18 protein-coding genes are annotated in these 24,504 nt (G+C 41.9%); 8 read left to right on the top strand and 10 right to left on the bottom strand.

What is annotated here, in order from left to right:
• Positions 1-24: 24 nt before the first annotated feature.
• Positions 25-300, top strand: coding sequence for a hypothetical protein (locus tag IZT61_RS07305; protein ID WP_196100510.1), 276 nt, complete (start codon positions 25-27; stop codon positions 298-300).
• A gap of 7 nt (positions 301-307) precedes the next feature.
• On the opposite strand, the gene trhO is transcribed toward IZT61_RS07305, so the two are convergent.
• On the bottom strand, positions 308-1,249 hold the full coding sequence (trhO, locus tag IZT61_RS07300) for an oxygen-dependent tRNA uridine(34) hydroxylase TrhO (RefSeq protein ID WP_196100509.1): 942 nt from the start codon (positions 1,247-1,249) through the stop codon (positions 308-310).
• 249 nt (positions 1,250-1,498) lie between these two features.
• The gene (locus IZT61_RS07295) at positions 1,499-3,946 is read right to left on the bottom strand and encodes a DUF5686 and carboxypeptidase regulatory-like domain-containing protein (RefSeq protein ID WP_196100508.1); all 2,448 of its coding nucleotides are present in this window, start codon (positions 3,944-3,946) and stop codon (positions 1,499-1,501) included.
• 230 nt (positions 3,947-4,176) lie between these two features.
• Here IZT61_RS07295 and kbl point away from each other — a divergent pair, with 230 nt between their 5' ends.
• The 4 genes from kbl to IZT61_RS07275 all read left to right on the top strand — a co-directional run bounded on the left by kbl (position 4,177) and on the right by IZT61_RS07275 (position 8,019).
• Positions 4,177-5,364: a glycine C-acetyltransferase gene (gene kbl / locus IZT61_RS07290; protein ID WP_196100507.1), complete on the top strand. Its 1,188-nt coding sequence runs from the start codon at positions 4,177-4,179 to the stop codon at positions 5,362-5,364.
• A gap of 627 nt (positions 5,365-5,991) precedes the next feature.
• Entirely contained in the window at positions 5,992-7,032 is a 1,041-nt protein-coding gene (gene pheS, locus IZT61_RS07285; RefSeq protein ID WP_196100506.1) for a phenylalanine--tRNA ligase subunit alpha, read from the top strand.
• Positions 7,032-7,442 (top strand): Rieske (2Fe-2S) protein, encoded by a 411-nt coding sequence (locus IZT61_RS07280; protein WP_196100505.1) that lies wholly within the window; start codon positions 7,032-7,034, stop codon positions 7,440-7,442. The genes pheS and IZT61_RS07280 overlap by 1 nt, the downstream gene beginning before the upstream one ends.
• Position 7,443: 1 nt before the next feature.
• A complete protein-coding gene (locus IZT61_RS07275) occupies positions 7,444-8,019 on the top strand; it encodes a TetR/AcrR family transcriptional regulator (protein ID WP_196100504.1) in 576 nt (191 codons plus the stop codon).
• A 170-nt stretch (positions 8,020-8,189) separates the two neighbouring features.
• Here the strand turns inward: IZT61_RS07275 and IZT61_RS07270 are convergent, their stop codons facing one another.
• From IZT61_RS07270 to carA, 4 genes are all read right to left on the bottom strand, one after another.
• Positions 8,190-8,873 carry an XAC2610-related protein gene (locus IZT61_RS07270; RefSeq protein WP_196100503.1) on the bottom strand — a complete coding sequence of 228 codons (684 nt, stop codon included), beginning with the start codon at positions 8,871-8,873 and terminating at the stop codon, positions 8,190-8,192.
• 554 nt (positions 8,874-9,427) lie between these two features.
• Positions 9,428-10,573 carry an ABC transporter permease gene (locus IZT61_RS07265; protein ID WP_196100502.1) on the bottom strand — a complete coding sequence of 382 codons (1,146 nt, stop codon included), beginning with the start codon at positions 10,571-10,573 and terminating at the stop codon, positions 9,428-9,430.
• 69 nt (positions 10,574-10,642) lie between these two features.
• Complete coding sequence (locus IZT61_RS07260) at positions 10,643-11,407, bottom strand: ABC transporter ATP-binding protein (RefSeq protein ID WP_196100501.1); 765 nt, start codon at positions 11,405-11,407, stop codon at positions 10,643-10,645.
• Between the two features lie 386 nt (positions 11,408-11,793).
• Positions 11,794-12,906 (bottom strand): glutamine-hydrolyzing carbamoyl-phosphate synthase small subunit, encoded by a 1,113-nt coding sequence (gene carA, locus IZT61_RS07255; RefSeq protein WP_196100500.1) that lies wholly within the window; start codon positions 12,904-12,906, stop codon positions 11,794-11,796.
• A gap of 461 nt (positions 12,907-13,367) precedes the next feature.
• Between carA and panB the strand changes: the two genes are divergently transcribed.
• Both panB and IZT61_RS07245 read left to right on the top strand, forming a co-directional pair.
• Complete coding sequence (panB, locus tag IZT61_RS07250; protein ID WP_196101245.1) at positions 13,368-14,183, top strand: 3-methyl-2-oxobutanoate hydroxymethyltransferase; 816 nt, start codon at positions 13,368-13,370, stop codon at positions 14,181-14,183.
• A 266-nt stretch (positions 14,184-14,449) separates the two neighbouring features.
• A complete protein-coding gene (locus tag IZT61_RS07245) occupies positions 14,450-15,136 on the top strand; it encodes an RluA family pseudouridine synthase (RefSeq protein ID WP_196100499.1) in 687 nt (228 codons plus the stop codon).
• A gap of 30 nt (positions 15,137-15,166) precedes the next feature.
• Here IZT61_RS07245 and IZT61_RS07240 read toward each other — a convergent pair whose 3' ends face one another.
• The 4 genes from IZT61_RS07240 to IZT61_RS07225 form a co-directional block, all read right to left on the bottom strand.
• The gene (locus tag IZT61_RS07240) at positions 15,167-15,640 is read right to left on the bottom strand and encodes a hypothetical protein (RefSeq protein WP_196100498.1); all 474 of its coding nucleotides are present in this window, start codon (positions 15,638-15,640) and stop codon (positions 15,167-15,169) included.
• Between the two features lie 1,037 nt (positions 15,641-16,677).
• Positions 16,678-18,117 carry a glycoside hydrolase family 30 protein gene (locus IZT61_RS07235; protein ID WP_196100497.1) on the bottom strand — a complete coding sequence of 480 codons (1,440 nt, stop codon included), beginning with the start codon at positions 18,115-18,117 and terminating at the stop codon, positions 16,678-16,680.
• 180 nt (positions 18,118-18,297) lie between these two features.
• On the bottom strand, positions 18,298-19,713 hold the full coding sequence (locus IZT61_RS07230) for a RagB/SusD family nutrient uptake outer membrane protein (RefSeq protein WP_196100496.1): 1,416 nt from the start codon (positions 19,711-19,713) through the stop codon (positions 18,298-18,300).
• Between the two features lie 11 nt (positions 19,714-19,724).
• Positions 19,725-22,637, bottom strand: a complete 2,913-nt coding sequence (locus tag IZT61_RS07225; RefSeq protein ID WP_196100495.1) for a SusC/RagA family TonB-linked outer membrane protein — start codon at positions 22,635-22,637, stop codon at positions 19,725-19,727.
• A gap of 409 nt (positions 22,638-23,046) precedes the next feature.
• Between IZT61_RS07225 and IZT61_RS07220 the strand changes: the two genes are divergently transcribed.
• On the top strand, positions 23,047-23,676 hold the full coding sequence (locus IZT61_RS07220; RefSeq protein WP_196100494.1) for a leucine-rich repeat domain-containing protein: 630 nt from the start codon (positions 23,047-23,049) through the stop codon (positions 23,674-23,676).
• Positions 23,677-24,504: the final 828 nt, after the last annotated feature.

Below are 24,504 nucleotides of genomic sequence, written 5' to 3'. Positions count from 1 at the left end.
GATGTTTTTTTATCATTCTTTTCCATGCATGAAAAAAGAACAGCCATCCAAATCAGCATTGTGCCGATTCGTACCATTATTTTAGCGATCATTTTTTCACTTATTGCATTGGGCAAAGCACAGCCAGTTGTTCTTTACCAACATTTAAATATAAATGAAATTAATCGTTTGAAAAACTACTGCACAAAGAATGTACGCAGTTTGTTTTTAGGAAAAAAGATTGCTGGGGTATATATTTTGCCGCAGATTGAGCGATTAACTAATCTGCTAATCTGCGGCATTTTAATAAATTCATTTTAGCGAATGGCTATGCTTCAACGGTTTTGCCCACTGGTTGCGGAACCTTAACATAGTAGCCGGTACCATCGTAAGGACGTTTGCGAGGGTTGGTGGTACAGGGTTCTGAACAGCAGCCTTGCAACTTGTCGCCGCATTCATCGCACTGCGTAATGTGCTCATTACACTCGGGATTGGCACAATTTATCATTTTTGGCGTGGTTTTGCCGCAATTAAAGCATACTGAAACGATTGTTGGGTTCACCTTGTTCACATCCACCGCAATTCGGTTATCGAAAACGTAACATTTGCCCTCGAAATCTTTTCCGCCGGCTTCCTTTCCGTATTTTATAATGCCACCATGCAATTGATATACATCATTAAAACCGTGATGAAGCAATAGGGCAGAAGCTTTTTCGCATTTGATGCCACCGGTGCAATAAGTTAATATTTTCTTGTCTTTATATTGGGCAAGTTGATTGATTTGCTCAGGAAAATCGCGGAAATTCTCAATGTCTAAAGTAATTGCATTTTTAAATTTGCCGAGGTTATGTTCGTAATTTGACCGAACATCTAAAATAACTACATCTTCATCGTCTTTCATTTTCATGAAATCGACCGGCTCAAGGTGTTTACCCGTTTTTTCGTTCGGATTGATGATCGAGGTATCTCTTAAGCCCGAGTGCACAATTTCAGATTTGTACCTGCAGTGCATTTTAATGAACGACGGCTCCTCAACATCATCAATTTTAAATTCCGTTTTTGCAAACCTTTCATCGGCATGAACGGCTTTCATGTAAGCCTCGCAAGCCTCAGGAGTACCCGAAACGGTTCCGTTTAAACCTTCGTCGGCTACGATAATTCGGCCCGTAAGTCCAAGCGATTTACAAAATTGAAGGTGATCGGCAGCAAATTGTTCTGCCTCTGCTATGTAACTGTAGCAGTAATAAAGTAGTGTTTGATATTTTTTCATAACGCATTGATACCGTTGCATACGGCGTTTAAAGCGGTGCAAAGATAACCAAAAAAAGAAGCCTCTCCCTATGAAAGTAAGAAATAATTGAAACAACGTACATCCCTCTCCGGAAGAGAGGGGAATGGTGGACAGTGGTTTGAACCACTTTGCATAAAGCATCGGGTTGAACCCAGTGCCTGTAAAACCCTCTCCTCCGGAGAGGGCGGCTACTAATTTGCCTAGCCACAAACTTTAATAGGGTGAGGCTTAAAACCCATAGCTAAGCCTAAATCCTTGTGTTAATTTCTTCGAGCCATCATAAGCGAAACCATAGCTTGCCCGTAAAATAAAGCGTTGAATGCCGAAGTAAAACTCTTTGTAATTTCTTTTCTCTGGAGAGGATAAGTAACCGCCGCCCACAAACTCCTCAAGCTTTAGTTTTCGGAGTAATGGAACCTTGTTTAAAAAGAAGCCAGCGAAATTGTGCTCTAAATGCGCCTCGAAATATTGCTCTTTGGTACTGAACTGGTAAAAATCGAGGTATTGGAATTTTCTGATGTTCGGTGGAAAAATGGTCGAAATATTACCGGCAAAGTGCTTAAAATCGGGGTAAAACATTTTATCGTTATTAAGGAACTTGCCCGCACCTACCAAAAAGGAGGTGTAGCCCCAAAGCCCTAGTCCGATTCTATCCTGATACACCTCTGCCTTAACAAAATCGTAGTCGATATCGCTGCTCAAAACATTTTTAAAGCCTTTTTTATACAACAAGGTAATTCGGGGAAATTTAGATTCTGTATAAAATTTACCGTCGGGCCGGGTGATGTATTTCTGATTCATTGTGTACGTGAGGCTCGCCGTTGCGCTAAATGAGCTGTAGTTAGGAAACAGCGGCATTTCAACATTTGGCGAAAACGGGTTGTTCGATGTGAATTCCTCGTCTTTGGCATCAAAAAACTTAAAGCTCGAGCTGTTGCTCAACGATTTGTTATAGCTGTAATCGGCACTTAGGTTACCTTGCAAACCAGAGGCCAGCTCGCGGGAGGTGTAAATCGTTGCAAAATCTTTGTAATAAAACTTGGGATAATTCTTTTCGTAAATTAACGAGTTCACCGTGTTGCCGAGCGGAGTCATCGTGCCCAGATTATTCAGATCGAAGATACCGTTCCCAAACGACCCTCCGATGGTGGCTCTTTTAACAGGATCGTAATAATAACTGCCCGATAAGCTTCCGGTTAATTTTTGATTAGCAAAACCATATCTAAGCTCTGGCCGGATGGAATACGACCTTCTGTGCTCAAAATCTTTACGGTACGTTACGCCATATTTGATAGCAAAACCCTCTACAGTGTTGTAAAAAACCGATTTCCAAATCGGATCAAAAGAGAGCGACCTTTTATCGTACCGATCGTTTTTGCTGTAACCGCGAATAAATAGTTTGCCCACGCTGAATTTATTATTGTCCTTTTCGAGCGAATCGAGGTATTTTTTCGATTCTTTCAACTTCGCAATGCTGTCTTTTTTAATGTAATTCAGTTTTTCGTCCGGCGTAAGCGGTATCGGCCGGTTGTTTGTCCAGTAAATTGAGTCTTTTTTGTTTACCAACTCAGTAATCTTCAAGATTTCGCCACTAAAAAAGTTCTTCGGAAATTTGGGTTCGATTTCGTAATTGCTGTAAACACCTACATAATGTCCTGCAATTTTAAAGCCTAAAACATTACCCGAAAACTGGTAATTCACGGTTGTAGGCATATAAACGTCTTTAACTTTCGTAAATTCCTGGTTAATGTTCAGCGTATCAATGAAATTGATTCCTGCCTTTTCTGTTAAAAACAGGTCGGTGTTGTAAATCCTCCAGTTGTTATCCATAATGTAAATCACACCCCTAAAAACCGGATCGTTTTCTCTTCGCGGAATAACCTGTATTTTATGCACCAGCTCGCCATTTTCCTGCGATTCGCCCAAAAGCTTATACCTGTAGTAAAACAGGGCATTATCTGCAATTGGAGAAATAAATCCCCTTGAGCTCAGTGTGTTTTCTAAAAGGTAATTATCATAAAAATTAACGATTAAATCAGAAGCTTTGTTAAAGCTAAAGGCATTGTTCCGGCCCGCCACTTTGGATGAAATCATTTCCTCGTGGATATCGTTAGGCCGCCTGAAGCTGAACTTGCTTTGCGATTCGGACAAATAAATGATGCCCCGCCTGTTGGTATCTAGCTCGAGTATTTTTTGAATATCCTGACCGAAAAACTTTTTCGGTGCGCCTTTTAATCGTTGTACACCTTTTATATACACATCGCAGGTAAACGCCTTCACTTCATTTAAATGTGCCTTCCTTTTTTTTATGGCCTGACGGATAATCTCGTAAGCGGGATCTTCGGCATTTGCCCTGATGGTTACATTATCGAGCGTATAATTTTCAGAAGTTAAAGTAACATTTAGCGAAAGGTTTTCGGTTAGTTTAACAATATGCTCTTGTTGTTTAAATCCAATAGCCCTAAAAATCAGCGTACATTCCTTTTTATCAACCTTAATGGCGTATTTCCCGTCAACATTAGCCGAAGTACCGGTGGTGGTATTTTTCAGGTAAACCGAAGCAAAAGGCACGGGCTGTCCGTTAACATCCTTGATTATTCCTGAAACGGTATGATGTTGTGCAAATGCAAAATTCGAAAGGCAGCAAAGAATAATGAGTGCGCAGATTTTGGTCATAAATGGTGATTAGTAAGCTATAAATATCGAATAAGTTTTATCAAATACGCTTAAGTGTATGTTAAAGTTTGTTAAGTAGTGAAAAAAATAATGTTAAATACGTGTAATATAGCAAAAAACGGTCATCGATCAAACGTTTGTTTGTTTGCACTGCGCCAAAAACTCGCTGTTTTTATGAGTCTATGCATTTTTTTTTAACTTTGAACGCAAATCAACCATATCAAAAAGCCATGTATAAAACACTACAGCCCGTTCTGCAAAAAGAACTCGAAGAAATAGAAAACGCCGGATTATTTAAACGCGAAAGAGTAATTGTAACGCCTCAGGGGGCCGACATTAAGGTGAGTGGTGGGGCAGAAGTGATCAACTTTTGCGCTAACAATTATTTGGGGCTTTCGTCTCATCCAAAAGTGATCGAAGCGGCAAAAAAGGCAATAGACGATCATGGTTATGGCATGTCTTCAGTACGTTTTATTTGCGGAACGCAGGATGTACACAAAGAACTGGAGGCTAAAATATCGAAATTTCTGGGTACCGAGGATACGATTTTATATGCCGCTGCTTTTGATGCAAACGGAGGCGTTTTCGAACCGCTCTTTAATGCCGAAGATGCAATCATTTCTGATGAGCTGAACCATGCTTCGATTATTGATGGGGTTAGACTTTGCAAAGCGCAACGCTTTCGTTATAAAAATGCGGATATGGAAGACCTTGAAAAGCAGTTGATTGCCGCTAAGGATTGCCGCCACAGAATTATTGTTACCGATGGTGCTTTCTCTATGGATGGCTCAGTTGCACCTTTAGATAAAATTGCTGATTTGGCCGATAAATACGAAGCATTGATTATGATTGATGAATCGCACTGTACAGGTTTTATAGGTAAAAACGGACGCGGAACGCATGAGCATTTTAATGTAATGGATCGCATCGATATTATTACCGGTACGCTGGGCAAAGCATTGGGCGGTGCTTCAGGAGGCTTTACTTCTGGCAAAAAAGAAATTATCGATATGCTTCGCCAGCGCTCACGCCCGTATTTATTTTCGAATACTTTGGCTCCGGCAATTGCAGGTGCCTCAATTGCAGTATTGGATATGTTAAGCGAGACTACTTCGTTAAGAGATAAATTGGAAAGCAATACAAAATACTTCCGCGAGAAAATGACTGAGGCCGGTTTTGATATCAAGCCCGGGTTCCACCCAATTGTTCCGGTGATGCTTTATGATGCCAAGATTGCCCAGGCCTTTGCAGCGAAAATGCTCGACGAAGGAATTTATGTAATTGGATTTTTCTATCCTGTTGTGCCTCAGGGTAAAGCAAGAATCCGCGTGCAGTTATCCGCCGGACATGAGCAACATCACTTAGATAAGGCTATTGCGGCATTTACTAAGGTTGGTAAGGAGCTTGGCGTAATTTAATCCTCTCCCAATGAAAGGAAGAAGTAAAACAAAATCCGTAGCCTCCCTCTCCGAAGGAGAGGGTTTTCGGGGCTTGTACTTTTATCCTAAAGGCTAAACCCACCATTCTTTGTTTCGCTCTCCTCGAGGAGGACCTGTCCCGTCTTTTACTACGGTGTGGACACATTTCATTTCTTGCGCCGTCATTCCCGCGCAGGCGGGAATCTTAATGCATTAGGATTCCTCCTGAGGATTCGGGAAGGATGACGACCATTCGTAGATATGCCATAAATATGGTGTCATTTTCATTCATTCACCTCTTAAAACTATGTTTCCAAGATGTGTCTACACGACAGGGCTTTTCGGGAGGGATGTACAGACAGAGCAAACCCATTGCCATTAAAAGGGAGAGGTTTATGGCGCCCAACAATATGCTTTGGGTGTCGTGTTGCTTTTTGAAACCGCTCTTGTGCAATTTAGTATGTTAAACTTAAAGGTTAAACCCACCATTCTTTGTTTCCCTCTCTTTTGGAGAGGGACTTTCATCTCCGCAAATAATTCACAAACATTGATAGGGTGAGGCTTAAACAGATTTTTTGAACCCGATCGGTATAAAGTTATCCGATTTTTTGATGTATATTTGAAGCCATGTTACAGGATAAAATAGCACAATACTCGGAGAAGATAAACGCATTCGTAACCGAAAAAGCGGATGAATTAGAGCAATTCCGTATAAAATATCTGGGAAGCAAAGGAATTATCAAAGAGATTTTTGAGGAGTTCAAAACTGTTTCTGTAGAAGAAAAAAGATCATTGGGCAAGGTTTTGAATGAGTTTAAGCAACTTGCCGAATCAAAATATCAAACTTTAAAGGAAGCTTCTGAAGCTACAGAAGCGCAAGCTTCGGTAAACGAGCAAGATCTGACCTTGCCGGGCGAGGGTTTTGAGATCGGTTCCCGTCATCCGTTGGCCCTGGTGCGCCGCGAAATTGTCGAGATTTTTGCTAAACTGGGTTTCACAGTAGCCGAAGGGCCCGAAATAGAAGACGATTGGCACAACTTCTCGGCGTTGAACTTCCCCGAAGAACATCCTGCAAGAGACATGCAAGACACGTTTTTTATTAAAAAAGGAGGCGAAAAAGGCGATATCGCTTTGCGCACGCATACTTCCTCGGTTCAAGTGCGCATGATGGAACAGGGCCAGCCCCCTTTCAGGGCAATTATGCCAGGCCGTGTTTATCGTAACGAGGCCATTTCGGCTCGTGCACACTGCTTTTTCCACCAGGTTGAAGGATTATACGTTGATGAAAATGTATCGTTCGCAGATTTGAAGCAAACCTTGTTTTATTTTGTTCAGGAACTGTATGGCGAAGGTACCAAAGTGCGTTTTCGCCCATCGTACTTCCCATTTACCGAACCATCGGCCGAAATGGATATCTCGTGCACCATTTGCAAAGGCGCCGGTTGCCCTTTATGTAAATACAGTGGCTGGGTAGAAATTTTGGGCTGCGGCATGGTAGATCCGAACGTTTTAGAAAATTGTGGAATCGACGCTAAAAAATACAGCGGTTTTGCGTTTGGTATGGGCATAGAGCGCATTGCGAACCTAAAATACGAAATTAAGGATTTACGCCTCTTCTCAGAAAACGATGTCCGGTTCCTTAAACAGTACAAATCTGCCTTGATATAATGACAAAGTATTTTTACAGCTTGTTGTGCGTTCTTCTCCTTTCTGCAGGTTGCGGAAAAGAGCAGAACTATATCCCGGAAGTAGCTGTAAACTACAATGTTACTTTAACCGAGTTCAGCTTAAAAGCCACAAACAATGTGTTGCTTGTGCCCAATAACGGCGTAGCGGGCCTGGTTATTGTTAAAACTCCGCTTGGTGGCTTTGTTGCGTTCGATCGTTGCAGCTCTGTTAATCCGGAAAAGGGGTGTAAGATAACGCCAGACGAAAGCGGCTTAACGGCTACCGATCCTTGCTCGGGGGCGAAATTTTCGTTGCTTGATGGCAGCCCGCAAAAAGCACCCGCCGAAAGGAGTCTGAAAACCTACACCATTACCCTGCAAGGTAATACCTTATTACACGTAAGCAACTAGAATGGAAGCTGAAAAAATAAAAGAAACAGTAAAGAAGGCTGCCAAAGAACTTTTTAGAAAGTACGGTTATCATAAAACCAGCGTAAACGAAATTGCCAAAAAAGCCAGGATTGCGAAAGCAACGATTTATAAATATTTCGAAAGCAAAGAGCAGGTTTTGGATAGCATTTTGATGGATTATCTGGATCAAAACTTGTACGAAATTCTCCATAACAAGGTAAGTTACGCCTCTGAGGAAGAACATTTAAAAGCATTGGTAATGAAAACGAGTCGTTTATCGTTTACGGCCTGCAATGAATTTATCGGCTGGGATTTTGTTCGCGAAAATGCAAATTCGCAAGAGTTTTTAAAGCACCTTTCCGATCAGCTCGAAGCCCTGCTTTTGTCAGCATACCTGCAATTAGATAACTTTAAGAATAATCCGGCAAGGAGAGAAGGTTTGGCATTTTTATTAAAGGCCAGCAAGAGCATCGTTTTTTCGTTTGCCTTTACCTCTGTAAGCGACGCCGACGTTCGAAAGAATTTCGTTAGTTTTCAAAAGGAAATTTTGCCTTTTTTGGTAAAAGCCGCACTATAATCAGCGTTGGTAAATAATGCTTTGTCGGGCTGAACCTTTCGCAATGCTATTAAGTTAAGGATTAAATAAAAAATATTGTCATCCTGAGCATTTCGACTACGCTCAATACAGGCTTAGTCGAAGGACAGATATTTATAACGGCATTTAACGATTAACACGACACTTGCAGTTTAATTATCCGTGTAATAATCCTTTATCTTAAATTTTTCTACCTTTTTTTGCATTTTACCGTCAATCAATCGTCTGGTAATTACCGTAACGTCGTCGCCTATACTCGAATCTTCAATAACAGACGAAACTTCGGTTAACTTGTTTTTTGAGAAGAATTGGTAACTGATACTTTGTTGGTAGCAGCAGCCACTCTTTAAATGTATAACGAGCTCCTTTCGTTTTTTATCTACATCGAACATGCCTAGGTTTTCGCTTGCCAGCTTGGTTAACTCGGCATTTAATTCGAATTTTTGGTTTGCTGCGCTTAGGTACACATCGAATGATGGACTTGAGTAGGCGCCATTGCTACCATTTCTAATGGCCATGTCTTCGTAACCGTCGAAGTTGAAATCTCCAAACACCAAAGGGCTTTGATACTTGCCGAGCTCAATCCAACCCAACTTTTCATTTTGCTTATCAGTCAGGTTAAAATCTAAATCGAGCGAATGAAACGTTTCAATTTCCTTGCCGGTAATTTTGTCATACAGGATCAATGTTGCCTTTCCGCCGCACATTCTGCTTTCACAATTGGCAACAAACACCTTTACATCGTATTGATTTGAACAGTTGTTGGCCAAAAATTTGTATTGCGCACTCGAGTATAGGGCAGAAAGTGATAAGCAGAAAAGGATCAGCGCTTTCATATTTTAAAATTTAAGCCAAAGTAGTGCTATATATCCAATTAAAAAGTTAAAAATAGTTAACGTTTGCGCTTTCGTTTTGTAAAATATTCTTTTACGGCGGCTTTCGTTGTGAGCCAAGGATCTGTAATAATGACAAATTTAATGGCGCTATCCAAGAACCGTAGTCATCCTCAGAGGCCAGTTTTTGAAAAAACAAAGGGGTTGGGATGACAGTTTTCAATGCTGTCATTCTGAGCATAGCGAAGAATCCGCAAGCGATGAAAAACAAAACGCCAATAACGCCCTGCCTAAAAGAGGGCGGAGTGTGCGAGCAAGGACGGTAAGAGTAGGTTGCGGATGCTTTCCCGAGAAATCGGGACCGGCTGTTCCTCAGCATGACAAACCCGTGCTGTCATTGGTAGCTTGACTGGGGATCTTAATGCTAAGGCTTTAAGATTCCCGCCTGCGCGGGAATGACGACCGCCTTAAAAACGCCACTATTATTGATTTTATGCAACAAATTAACACTCAGGATGCTACGTCTGTATTTTCTAACACAGCCCCTGCCTTTACAATTACTCCCATTTAAATACCTTTACAGCAACGGCGTATATTCCGATGCCCCAAAGCAGCAGAATCATGATCTGGAATTTTACGTCCCATAATCCAACGCCCTCAAAAGCCACCTTTCTCATGGCGTCGTTTAAATAGGTTAGGGGCAAAGCTCTGCTTATTGGCTGTAACCAGTTTGGGAAAGCTTCAATTGAAAAAAATGTCCCCGAAAGTAAAAACTGCGGCAATGTTACGATGTTCGAAATCGGGGGAACCATACTTTCGTTTTTGGCTACGCCTGAAATAATAAAACCGAAACCCATAAAAACGATAATTCCCAGTATGGCCAATATGAGCATATCGACGACGGTTAATAGGCCGTGGACGAGGGTAAAATGAAAAAAGAAATGTCCGATTAAGATGATGAAGAGTGCTCCGATTAACGCAAAACCAATTCTTGCGATGCCTTCGCCGATAATAATGCTCGAGCGCCTAACGGGGGTTGCAAAAAAACGTTTGATAACCAAGGTTTGGCGAAGACTCAAAAACACAAAAGCCGTTCCGAATACGCCCGTACTTAGTAAGGAGAAGCCCAACTGACCGGGCAAAATGAAATCGATTGTTCTGTACTCGCGGCCAACAACTGTAGTTTCCTTAATTTCGGCAACGGTTGGTTTTAGCGTTTTATCGTAAAAAATATTGTTGAGTACCGATTTTAAAATGCCGCCTTTATCTCTTGAGGCCGATGTATACACCACATTTACGCTGTAAGCAACAGAATTTGATTTTTTATGGATGTCGATCATCGCATCTACGTTGCCTTTTTCCAGTAACTTATCAAAATCGGCCTTCGATTTATCTTTAACCAACCTGATCATGCCGGTTTTATCGAGCATTTCAATTACAGGGTTATTTACATCAGAACCCGGCGTAATGCCAACATCAATACGCGTGCCGCCGCCGCCCAAAAAGCCAAATACCAAAATAAAAATCAAGGGGAAGGCCAGTGTAAATACTACCGCCGAGGGGCTTCTGGTAATAGAACGAAAACTCGCTTTGGCAAGGGCCAATGTGGCTTTTGTATGGCTGTAACGCCCAGGCCCTGATGGGGCACCTGAATTTTTAACCCCTAAATCCCCTGAAAGGGACTTTGAATTTCCTGTATTCATATATAATGTATAGGCTTTTTTTTATATCTCCACCTTGCTTGTAATTCCCCCCTTTGTGGGCCAGGGAGCTTATTCTCTCCATTCTTTTCCTGTCAGATTGATAAAAACATCTTCGAGGTTTGCTTTTTTAACTTCTTTTTTCCGCTCGAAACCGCTGTTAACCAACTGGTCGATTAAGTTATCGGGCGTATCTAAGGCAATGATCTGCCCACGCTCTACAAAAGCAACCCGGTCGCAAAGCTGCTCCGCTTCATCCATATAATGTGTGGTAATTACAACTGTTGTTCCCGCATTGCGGATCTCAGTAATCAAATCCCAAAGGTTTCTTCTGGCCTGAGGATCTAAACCAGTGGTCGGCTCATCGAGGAAAATGATTTTAGGTTGGTTGATTAGTGTGGTGGCGATAGAGAAGCGTTGTTTCTGGCCGCCAGACAGGGCTTTGTATTTCGCTTTAGCCTTATCTTGAAGATTAACCTTTTCCAGCATATCCATAGGCGTAATGTTTGCGCCATATAAGCCCGCAAAAAGTTCAATCAACTCAACTAAGTTGAGGTTTGGATAATAACCTGCGGCCTGAAGCTGAACACCAATAATTTGTTTAATTGCCTGCGGATCTTTATCTACCGATAAGCCGTTTACAATTATTTCTCCAGAAGTTTTATCCCGTAAAGTCTCAATGATCTCAAGGGTAGTGGTTTTGCCAGCGCCGTTGGGACCGAGTAATCCAAAAATTTCGTTTTCGTAAACATCAAAACTTAAACCTTGAACAGCTACGAAGTCGTCATATTTTTTTACCAAATCCTTAACTGTGATGATGGCCTTTGTTGTTTCCATACGCGAATGTAAGTACGTTTAAATGAATAGCGAATGAATTTGTTCAGAAATTGAGTTAAAATGTCGGTAAAATGATCTTTTCAATCAAACAAGCGCTTAAAAAAATAAATCTGCGAAATCGGCGGTATCATTGCCGCAAATTCGCAGATCTGTATTTTAGTCCTGAGTTTTAAGTCCTTAGTCTTAAGTCGTTAGTCTTAAGTCGTAAAGCGCTAGACTTAGGACTCCGGACTCAGAACTCCCGACTCTGGACTCCCGACTCCCTTCAAGCTTTTGCCTTTCAACTCTGCTCCCTGGACTCCGGACTCCCAACTCCCAACTCTGGACTCAAAACTCTGGACTCCCAACTCCCAACTCCCAACTCTGGACTACGGCCTCCCGTCAGCCTACCAGCTTAAATCGCCCTTCATTACATCAACGAAATCGTCGAACAGGTAACGCGAATCGTGTGGACCCGGAGACGATTCTGGGTGATATTGCACTGAAAATGCTTTCTTTCCTTTAACACGGATGCCTTCAATTGATTTATCGTTTAAGTTTACGTGTGTAATCTCAACCTTGTCAGAATTTCTAACCTCGTCGGGAATAACACCAAAGCCGTGGTTTTGCGAAGTTACTTCGCAGTGGTTTTTGATCACGTTTTTTACAGGGTGATTTAACCCGCGGTGACCGTTAAACATTTTCATTGTACCGATGCCGTTTGCCTCTGCCAACAACTGGTGACCCAAGCAAATCCCGAACAAAGGTTTATCTTCTTCCATAATTTCCTTAATGGTTTCTACCGCGTAAGGCATTACCGAAGGATCGCCGGGGCCATTTGAAATAAAATAACCATCAGGACCGAATTCTTCCATTTCCGAGAATTTCGTTTTCGCAGGGAACACCTTAACATAAATATCGCGGTTTTCGAAGCTGCGCAAAATATTTTTCTTAATTCCCAAATCCAAAGCGGCAACTTTTAAGCTTGCATCAGGGTTTCCGTGGAAATATGGCTCCGTTGTACTCACTTTCGATGAAAGCTCCAAGCCCTCCATTGAAGGCACCTCAGCTAGTTTTTTCTTCAACTCGTCTAAATCTGTAATTTCAGAAGAAATGATGGCATTCATAGCGCCTTTATCTCTAATGTGGCGAACCAAAGCACGTGTATCAATATCAGAAATGGCTACCAGGTTATCGTTCTGGAAATAATCCTGAATTGATTCTTTAGCCTGTTTACGGCTATATACGATGTTGTAATTTTTGCAAACCAGACCTGCAATTTTAATCGACCCCGATTCTATTTCATCATTATGGATTCCGTAATTACCAATGTGAGAATTTGTGGTAACCATAATTTGACCGAAATAACTTGGATCGGTAAAAATTTCCTGGTAACCTGTCATCCCGGTATTAAAACAAATTTCGCCGGTAGTAGTGCCTATTTTTCCGGCCGCTTTGCCGTGAAAAACTGTGCCGTCGGCCAGTAATAAAATCGCAGGTAACTTTGTGTAGTTAGTCATGGTAATTACAATATGGATTTTGATTTAAAAAAGAGTAGAAAAAAAGGGATTTTGTCAGCAGTGAAGCTGCTTTTGCTGAGTGCAAAAAACGATGAATGTGTCCCTCTCATTTCGGGGTACAAAGATAGTATTTATGATTTGTAAAGTAAAGAAAAATATTAAATAAGGGTTGAGAAAAAAGAGGTAGAGGGTGTAAGGTATAAGGTATAGGGCCTGCCTGCATTAACCCATATGCCATAAAGCGTAATTTTTTACCGTATAATGATGTCCTTGCATTAACCTTATGCCCCAAATCATAAACTTTTTGCCGTACAATGGTCTATTTGCAATAACCTTACGCCCTAAACCTTAAACCTTTACCCTATAATGGTTTGCTTGCAATAACCTTACGCCCTAAACCTTACACCCTTTACCTTGTTTTAAAGAAAAAACAATACTTTTGGAGCAATAAAACCTATACCATGTCGGTACATAAAGAGATTAAACGTGTAACCACGCACATTTTACAGGAGATGAAACAGCGTGGCGAAAAAATATCTATGCTCACCGCATACGATTTTTCGATGGCTACCATTTTAGATGATGCCGGTTTAGACGTATTGTTGGTTGGCGACTCGGCCTCGAACGTGATGGCAGGCCACGAAACTACGTTGCCGATTACGCTCGATCAGATGATTTATCACGCTGCATCAGTAATCAGAGCTGTGAAACGTGCATTTGTCGTGGTCGATTTACCCTTTGGTTCTTATCAAGGCAATTCCAAAGAAGCCTTAAACTCTGCCATCAGGATTATGAAAGAATCTGGTGCGCATGGTGTCAAATTAGAAGGTGGTGAAGAAATTATCGAATCGATACAACGGATTATCACTGCCGGCATTCCGGTGATGGGGCATTTGGGCTTAACGCCGCAGTCTATTTACAAGTTTGGAACCTATACCGTTCGGGCCAAAGAGGAGGAGGAAGCCAATAAGCTAAAGAGCGATGTACTTGCTTTACAAGCCGCGGGTTGCTTTGCTATTGTACTGGAAAAAATTCCGGCAGCCTTGGGTAAAGAGGTGTCAGCTAGTTTAAGCATCCCCACTATTGGTATTGGCGCTGGGCAGCACTGCGATGGCCAGGTGTTGGTTGTTAACGACATGATCGGGCTTACCAAAGGGTTTAAACCCCGGTTTCTCCGTCAATACATTAATTTATACGATGAGATTTTAGGCGCAGCACAATCGTACATTCGCGATGTGAAGGCCAACGATTTTCCGAACGAGAAAGAGCAGTATTGAGTTTGGACTATTGAGTTTGGAGTCGTGAGTCAGGAGTTCTAAGTCCGCGGTGCCATGTCAGCCATACTTTTTCATCTGCTGTAAGGCTGAGCGGAGTCGAAGCCCAATTTAACAGCCATTCGACTAAGCTTGTTGAGCGGAGACGAAATACTCATGATTTCAAGCTCGATCAAGTTTTACGCTGGCTGAATACTAATCTGGCCTTTGCCCAGCAATTATCAATTAATCTCCCGATAGCTATCGGGAACAAACAGTTAACCATATACATGCCAATTACCGATAAGGACATACTTTTTGAAGATAATCACCTAATAGCCGTTAACAAAAGGGCGGGCGACATTGTGCAGATTGATGAAACGGGCGATGAACCGTTGGATGAGCAAATCAAGAAATACATTGCCAAAAAGTACAATAAGCCAAACGGCGCCTTTTTAGGCGTCGTACACCGTTTAGATCGGCCGGTGAGCGGTGTAATTCTATTTGCCAAAACCAGTAAGGCGTTGGAGCGTATGAACGCTGTTTTTAAAAACCGTGAAGTAAAAAAAACGTATTGGGCAGTTGTTAAAAACAGACCACCAAAAGAGGCAGATACACTGGTACATTGGCTGGTTAAAAATCCGCAGAAAAACGTGGTAAGCTATTACAAAACAGAGGTTACCGGAAGCCAGCGAGCCGAACTTTCATACCGCCTGATCGGCCAGTTGGGAGAATACTTTTTATTGGAAGTTGATCCGCTAACCGGGCGATCACACCAGATCAGGGTTCAGCTTTCATCAATGGGCTGCCCAATTGTTGGCGATAACAAATATGGCTATCCACGCGGAAGCAGAAAGGGAAGCATTTGCTTGCATGCCCGGCGATTGAGGTTTTTGCACCCCGTAAAGAAAGAGCCTGTTGATATTTTTGCCAAATTACCCGTTGATGGCTTTTGGGAGCGATTTGAGCACATGTAAGCAATCTCTTAACCAAAACGGATTGCCAGTTTACTTACAGTCGGCTTTACTGAACACCAAACCCGAGTCGAATTTAAGCTTAGATAAATCCTTAAATTTCATCTTTCCATCAATTTCTTCAACATCACCGAAAGCTTCAACTAACTGATCGCCTTTTTTTAACCAGGCCACTTGTCTCACCGATTCTCGCCCTTCAGACTGAAAGGTATAATCTGCAATGATGGTGTCGCCTTTAACAACGCCACTAATTGTTCCCGCATTTTTATCTTTTTCGTACCACTTATAGCCCAAATTTCCAGTTACCGAATCGGCTTTTTCGGTTAACGAAAGGTTTGCTGTATCTCTGTTTTTCACGTATTGATAGCAAGTGGCCGCATTGGCTGTTGTCTCGCTATTCGTAACAATGGTCGAATCGATTTTTGCCTGCGTTTTTTTTGCCGGGCCGCCCTGACATGAAGCAAAGAGGGCAGAGGCAACGGCAAGTGATGATAATATATTTTTCATTTGATGGGGATTGATTTCGCAAAACACTGCAAAGGGCTTGCCAAAGATTTTTTCCTTACTATCTATCGTACGTGTTTTGGGAGTTGCGATGGCAGGTGCTTCACCGCTGTCATTCTGAGTGTAGCGCGTGTCCCGATGCTTCCTATCGTGTGGACACATTTTTGAAACATCGTTTTACGAGCTGAAACCATCAAAATGACAACATATTTTATGGCGTTTTCTAAGAACGGTCGTCATCCTTCCCGAAACTTCGGGAGGGATCCTAATGCGCAATAAATTGGGTGTCCAGCATTAAGATTCCCGCCTGCGCGGGAATGACGGCGCATAAAATGAGATGTTTCCACACCATAGGAGAAGTCGGGACAGGCTGTGCCTCGCTACAAAGTAGCCCCTTTTGGGGCAATGCCGTTATCTTATAACCTTTTGTATTATTATTACTTAACTAAAAGTTAGCCAAATGGATGGAACGCCAACTATGAACGGTCGTCATTCCCAATTTAATTGGGAATCCTAAAGCGGAAAAACGGCTTAGCTTGGCATTAATCCCGTACGTACGAAACCGCCTGCGCGGGAATGACGGCGCATAAAATGAGATGTTTCCACACCATAGGATGCTTCGGGTAAGAATCCCCAAGCGATGAAACGCAGAACGCAAATAAACCACTGCCAAAAAAGAGGATTGAGTGGGCGAGGATGGTTAGCTGTAGGTTGCAGATGCTTTGGTTCCTACCATTGACTTTTTTTTCCGTCATTGCCCCAAAGGGACTACTTCGTAGCGAAATCGATTTTTCATCGATTGAAGCAATCTCATTAGCGATTTGATTGCAGAATAGATTGCTTCGTGCCTCGCAATGACGACCGCTTCAAAAACGTCATTCATATCAATTCATTATTCGTAAATCACAACTCATCATTACAATCCTATTGCGAACTCCCATAAATTAGAAAGCCCCGCTTTTGGCGGGGCAAACTAAACAATTAACCAAGTTTTTTGGGCGTCATCCGATGTTATCGAACAACAATTTTTTATTTTATGTTTACCAAACGTAAGTGGCAACGGCACCCTTATCTAGCGAGGTGCTAACCGTTTTGCCGTTATACTTAATGTTAAATGCTGTTTCGGAGTTGTTGTTGTTACAAACGATAAGTACGTGTTTGCCTTCGGGCGTTTTAAACGCCACATTTTGTAAGTTGTTGGTAATGTTTGAGGCTATGCGTACCGAACCTGGCCTAACAAACTTAGAGGCGTGCGCAATAACGTAGTAAGCAACGTTTCTGCTTACCGCCGGAGCGATTGTTAAGGCACCAAGGCACGAGGTACAGCCACCCTTATCGGTATGTGGGTTGTAATTTTGATCGGCAGCCAAGTTCCACTCCAAAACATTTCGGCTCCAGTTGCGGGTAGCGCCAATAACCAACGTTGATACGTGCCATTTTAAATCCTCGCTAAAGTTGCTCGGTCCCCCTACCCATTGCTCCGTAAAGTAAACGTTTTTATCAGGGTGTGCATTGTGAACCTTTGTTAAGGCAGAAATTGGCCCGGCATAAAGGTGAAAGGCCGAACCGTCTACATATTTTTTTGCTTCAGGGTCATCTAATATCGCAATCGGATATTCCGGCTTATCGGCATTGTGATCGTAAACAATAATTTTGGTAGCAATTCCGCTGCTTTTGAAAATCGGGCCTAACGCCGTTTTTATAAAATTAGCCTGATCTAACGCTTCCATATACATACTCGGATTGTTTCCCGGATGCAACGGCTCATTTTGCGGCGTAATGGCATCTATTGTAATTCCTTCCGCTTTCATTGCCTCAATATACTTAACCAAATACCTGGCGTAAGTTTCGTAATACTCAGGTTTTAAGCTGCCACCAATAAAGCTTTTATTGGTTTTCATCCAGGTTGGTGCCGACCACGGTGAACCTAGAATTTTAATTGATGGATTAATGGCCACAATCTTCTTCAAAATCGGAATCAAGTCCGACTGCTCTTTTGCAATGGAGAATTTAGTCAGCGCTTCGTCTGTTTGTCCGTCAGGTAAATCGTTATAAGTAAAAGGGGCTTCGCTCAAATCCGATGCGCCGATACTAATCCTGATATAGCTCACACCAATCGCATCATCTGCAACGGCAAATAATTCGTTCAACAACTTATCTTTTTCGGCCGATGGCAGATTATTGATCAATGTTGCACTTCCGCCGGTTAACGTGTAGCCGAAGCCATCAATTTCTTGAAAGGTGGTTGAAGGATCTACTTCGATGGTTGGATTACTGTTTGTGGCTGCTGAAAAATTCAGCGCTACATTTTGTTTTTTTAATAATTGAGATTGATCGCCCTTCGTTAGCCAAAAACTAACATCGCTCTTAATATCACTTGCAGGTGGCGTGTCTCCACTGGCTTCCGTTTGGGCTTTTCTGCAGGCGCACGATGCAAAAAGCAAGCTTACCGCCAGGCACAAATTATAAATTGGTTTCATCTTTTCCGTGTTATCTGGAGGCGTTAATTAGAAAAGGAGCGAGGCAAATTGTTTTTTACCTCGTCCTTTAGGTTTAATTTGTGTAATTAAAATTTTGATTTTTTGTTGAACATCAACAGTAACAACAGCAAGGAATTTTTAAAGCAAAGGCGACTCGTCGTCGCCCGTTGCTTTAAGGAATTATCTTACATTAGGGTTTTTATCTATCTCATCCTGCGGGATAGGGAAATACAGTTGCGATGCGGTAAGGTTATAATTCAAGTTAGCTCCTTTGCCGTCAACTTGTGCGTTCATTACCGGAATTACCCGGTTGGTTCTCAACAAATCGTACCAACGGTGCCCCTCAAAAGCGAGTTCTAAACGGCGCTCGTTTTCGATAGCCAGGCGCATAGCACCTTGATCGGTTGCTGGCGTGGCGCCAAGGTTAACACGACTGCGGATTTGATTTACCAATGGTGCCGCTGTCGACCATCCTGATGCGCTTAATTCATTTAATGCTTCCGCTTTTAACAAAATAATGTCGGCCAACCGCAAAATGTAACTGTCAGATTTATCATCTGCACGGTACTTGTTAATGTACGGATAGCTCGATTTCGACCAGTAAGCGTCGCTCCAACCTTCAGTTGAGGCATTGTTAAATTTAATGCTCGATGCTTTACGAATGGCATCACCGGCATCATCAAAAGCCTTTGCCAAACTGTTCGTTGGCGTATTAAATCGTTTCCAGCCCGTTCCTACCAAAACGCTTGGCATCCAGTTGCCATGCAAGCCTCCGTAACCATCGTATTGCATTTCCCAAATGGCTTCTGAATTGTTTTCGTGGTTGGCATCCCAAAGGAAATCATAATTAGGAACCAAAGCATATCCGCCGCCAATTACAGCATCCGAATAGCTACTTACCTTTGCCCAGTCGGGTGTTGGCTTTGAGGCATAAACCTTCGCCAAAAGCGCATTTGCAACGCCTTTCGTAACAATGCCTTTGTTTGGTGCAGTTGTACGTGCATTGGCTGCGCCGTACTCCAAATCTGAAATAATCTGGGCGTAAATTGCATCAACACTCGCTTTGGCCGGGTAAAATTCAGTATCATTAGTCGGCACCTTAACCACAAGCGGCACTGAGCCCCATGTGCGCACCAAATTGAAGTACATATAAGCCCTCAAAATGCTTGCTTCAGCAATAATCTGCTTCCTTCTGTCGCCAACATCAAGTTTCGGATCTTCGATATTTGGTACGTTGGTTAAAATCAGGTTACAGTTTTTAATGTCGCTATACAGCGAGTTCCAATCTCTGCCCACGTTGCCGTTTGTTGAAATTACGTTGAACATATCAAGCTGTATATTGGCCGGATTATCGCCACCTGCATAAGCATTATCCGATCTTACATCCCCATTAGTCATATAATCCCAGATGTGGAAATCGTTGTACATGCCATCGTAAGCACCCTGAATTAGTTTTTCTGCCGCAGCGGCATCTGCAAACGCCACATCAGGCCCAACCTGCGTAATCGGGGTTTGATCTAAGAAATCTTTTTTGCAGCTACTCAATGCCATTCCAATGGTACTTGCTGCAATTAATGAATATATTTTTAGTTTCATCGTTGTTGTAATTAAAAGCCTACGTTAACACCAAATAAGAAAGTTCTCGATTGCGGATAGGTGCCATAATCAATACCCATCGCCGGTCCGTTAGCCGAATTAACATTCACCTCCGGGTCGAAACCAGTATAGTCCGTAAAGGTTAACAAGTTGTATGCAGACGCATATATCATTACCTTGCTCATTTTTAGTTTACCCAAAGTAGCAGCGCCGAAATTGTAAGAAAGTGTAGTTGTTTTAAGGCGCAGGTACGAACCATCCTCTACAAAGCGGCTCGATGTTAGCGTGTTGCTTGTGTTATCTTTAATCGCTCTTGGTACATTGGTAATCTGTCCCGGCGTTGTCCAGCGGTTGAGTACAACTGCCGATTGATTTTTCGAATCGTTCATGCCCTCCAGTTCCATTCGCGAAGCGTTAAACATCTGGTTTCCCTGAACACCCTGAAATAAGAAGTTTAGGCCAAAATTTCCAAGTGTAAAAGTGTTGTTTACACCATAAGTAAACTTTGGTTGCGCAGAGCCGATAAAAGTTCTGTCGTCCGCATTAATTGTACCGTCGTTATTTAAATCCTGGTAAACGATATTTCCGGTTTGCGGATCCACACCGTTTGAAACGTAACCATAAAAACTACCCAACGGACGGCCTGGCACCACTCTAATTGCTGCATCACGTTCGTAAATTCCCCCGAAGTTGATCGAGCCAACTTTATCGCCCAGGCTCGTTACCTTGTTGCGGTTTAGCGAGAAATTGATGTCAGTAGTCCAGGTGAAGTTATCCTTAACAAAGTTTTTTGTCGTTAATACAAATTCCAAACCCTTGTTTTCCATATCGCCAACGTTTGATGCAATGCTTCCGAAACCGATTGAATTTGGCAACGGCTGGTTGATCAATAAGTCTTTTGTTTTTTTCAGGTAAGCATCGGCAGTGAATACAACGCGACTGTTAAACATCGATAAATCTAAACCAATGTTCGTTTGTGTCGTTTCTTCCCACTTTAAACCCGGATTTGGCAGTTGCGAGAAAACATACGAGCCCTGCGTTGTTGGCGAGTACAATTCAAGGTAAGAGTAATCTCCAATACCCTCATCGTTACCTACTTTACCCCAACTTGCCCTTAATTTTAGGTCGTTAATCGCCTTAACATCCTTAAGGAAATTTTCGCCTGAGATTCTCCATCCAATTGAAGCCGAAGGGAAGTAGCCATATTTGTTTTCTGGCCCGAAGCGTGATGAACCATCCGCCCTAAAGTTGGTGCTAAACAAATATTTACTGTCGTACGAATAAGTTAAACGAGCCAAATACGAGCGTTTGCTCCATTGTGAGGCCGTTGGCAATTGAACCGGGATAGAAGTTCCTCTACTCAAAAGTTGCCCGTTATCCCCAATAAAGTTTTGCTCGTTGTAACCCAGGTAATAATATTTCGACTCTTGCAAGGTCATACCACCAGTTGCAGTGAATGCATTTTTACCCCAGTTTTTGGTGTAGTTTAAAATGTTCTCATTCAACCAAACATGGTCCGTACTAAAGTTCGCGTTTCTAACCCCTTTTTGCGTTCTGCCATAATCTGTCGAATATGGATCCAGGAAATACGAATAACGGTTATCGTTGTTATTCGTGCTAATGCTCGATCGGAAAGAGAAATCCGGTGTAAACTTAACTTCTGCTGCAAACGCACCAAGAAAACGGAAGTTTCTGTTGTTGTTTTTTGCGGCAAAAGCGTTCGCAACCGGATTTTCCGAACCGCCCTTATAAGGGTTAAAAGCGTAAGTTCCGTTTGCCGCGTAAACACCAATTGTTGGCGGTGTGGTAAGTGCAGAAAGAATCGTACCGCCACGGGCCACGTTTGCATTATCGCTAACATCAATTGAGTTGCTTTGCGTAAGCGCCGCATTTCCCGTTAGTTTCAGCCATTTCGTAATGTTTTGCGAACCGTTAAAGTGTAGTGTATATTTATCTAGTTTAGCAGGTGCAACCACACCTTTATCTTGCTGGTAACCTGTAGATAAAGAGTATTGGCCACCTTTAATTCCGCCAGATATTGAAGCCTGATAGCTATTTTGAACACCAGTACCGAAAGTTAAGTCTTGCCAATCCGTGTTTTCGTTGCCCAATCCATTCGTATCGTAACCCAACTCCCCCATTAGCGCAATATATTGATCTCTGTTTAATACATCTTGTTTTTGCCAAAGGTTAGAAAAGCCCGTAAACGCATTAAAAGTGGCCCTGATTTGGTCTGATGATCCTTTTTTCGTTGTAATTAAAATAACACCATTTGCACCGCTCGAACCATAAATTGCTGCGGCAGATGCATCTTTCAATATCGTTAAACTTTCAATATCCGTTGGGTTAAGAAAGCTCGCATCACGCGAAGTTACCCCGTCAATTACATACAACGGACTGTTAGAAGCGTTGATAGAGGTGTTACCCCGGATAGTAACCGAAACACCAGAACCCGGCTTACCCGATTGCGAAGTGATTTGTACCCCGGCGGCCTTACCCTGAATAGCCTGCAATGGATTCGTAACCGGCTGGTTTTCGATATCTTTCGATGATAACGAAACTACAGCCGTAGTTAAATCTTTTTTAACCGTAGTTCCGTAACCAATAACCACAACCTCGTTTAGTTGCTGGTTATCATCAGATAACGTAACATTTATTGATGTTCTGCCGTTTATAGTTTCTTCTACAGTTTTGAAGCCGATAAATGAAAACTCCAAAACAGCATTTTGTGGAGCGCTGATCGTATAAGAACCATTATCGGCCGTAGAGGCACCCTGATTAGTTCCCTTCACTTTCACAGATACTCCAGGCAGTGGCAAACCTTGTTGGTCTTTTACCAAACCCTTTATGGTAACATTTTGTGCCCAGGCCATTGAGACTGCGCATAAAATACAAGCCATAAGCAATGTAAACTTTTTTCTCATAATTTTTGCTCTGTTAATAATTGTGGCTGTAAAGTTACCATTGATTTAATGTTAAAAACAAGTTGTTTACATTAAAATTTCACTGTAAGTTATTGATAATTAAGATGTTGATAAATTATTGATACGCTTTGATACCATTGTTCAATTGTAGGTTTTAGCGCTGATTATCAGAAGATAACAGGCTGCAAATAGTTGGCATTCGGGTACATTTTGATACGCTTAAATACCCCAAGCTTTTTTATTTAAACAAAGCTTAAAAAGACAAACTGGTGACTTAAGAAGGTTGAAAAGGCGCTCGTTTAATGCTTGCAGTCGTCTTTCCCGCGCAGGCGGGAATCTTAAAGCTTTAGTATTACGATCAAGTTTCAGAAAGGATAACAACCGCTCATGTCAAATCGCCAATTATAACGTGGAAAAGAAGAATAACCTGGCACCTCCATTTAATAACCTGGCACTTTCATTTAATAACCTAGCACTTACATTTAATAACCGAGCACTTGCATTTAATAACCTAGCACTTGCATTTAATAACCTAGCACTTGCATTTAATAACCTAGCACTTTCATTTAATAACCTGGCACTTGCATTTAATAACCTAGCACTTGCATTTAATAACCTGGCACTTACATTTAATAACCTGGCACCTCCATTTAATAACCTGGCACTTTCATTTAATAACCTAGCACTTACATTTAATAACCTAGCACTTGCATTTAATAACCTAGCACTTGCATTTAATAACCTAGCACTTGCATTTAATAACCTGGCACTTGCATTTAATAACCTAGCACTTGCATTTAATAACCTGGCACTCGCATTTAATAACCTGGCACCTGCATTTAATAACCTGGCACTTGCATTTAATAACCTGGCACTTGCATTTAATAACCTGGCACCTGCATTTAATAACCTGGCACTTGCATTTAATAACCTGGCACCTGCATTTAATAACCTGGCACTTCCATTTAATAACCTGGCACTTGCATTTAATAACCTGGCACCTGCAATTAATAATCTGGCACCTGCAACTAAGAATTAGGGCCTGTATTTAGAATTATCGCTTCCGCATTTAGAATTATTGCTTCCGCATTTAGGATTATTGCGTATGAAACACCAACTATGAACGGTCGTCATCCTCAGCCTGTACCGATAGCTATCGGATGACGACCGCTTTAAAACGTCACTGATAATGATCTTTTTCTCTGAGAAATTAAAACTACTATTGACGTTCTTCAAAAACAACATAAAAATCGTCATTTCGAGCACAGCCGAGAAATCTTTGAACCTAACTTTGCGCAAAGATTTCTCCTCCAAAGGAGCTCCTATGGAGCACTTCGGTCGAAATGACGAACCCTCTAGGATATTCTTCTAAAAAACAACGTCACTTTATATCGGTTTTTATTCAATAAATTACCCCTACCATTGACGTTCTTCAAAAACAACATAAAAATCGTCATTTCGAGCACAGCCGAGAAATCTTTGAACCTAACTTTGCGCAAAGATTTCTCCTCCAAAGGAGCTCCTATGGAGCACTTCGGTCGAAATGACGAACCCTCTAGGATATTCTTCTAAAAAACAACGTCACTTTATATCGGTTTTTATTCAATAAATTAAAACTACCATTGACGTTCTTCAAAAACAACATAAAAATCGTCATTTCGAGCACAGCCGAGAAATCTTTGAACCTAACTTTGCGCAAAGATTTCTCCTCCAAAGGAGCTCCTATGGAGCACTTCGGTCGAAATGACGAACCCTCTAGGATATTCTTCTAAAAAACAACGTCACTTTATATCGGTTTTTATTCAATAAATTATTCCTACCATTGACGTTTTATTACTTCGGGTTCAAAGTACTGTCTCATTGTCCC

Origin of the sequence: Pedobacter endophyticus, from assembly GCF_015679185.1 — a bacterium.
In the GTDB taxonomy this organism is placed as follows: domain Bacteria; phylum Bacteroidota; class Bacteroidia; order Sphingobacteriales; family Sphingobacteriaceae; genus Pedobacter; species Pedobacter endophyticus.
Note: the sequence above shows the minus strand (reverse complement) of the source record. Positions and strands in the feature narration are given on the sequence as shown.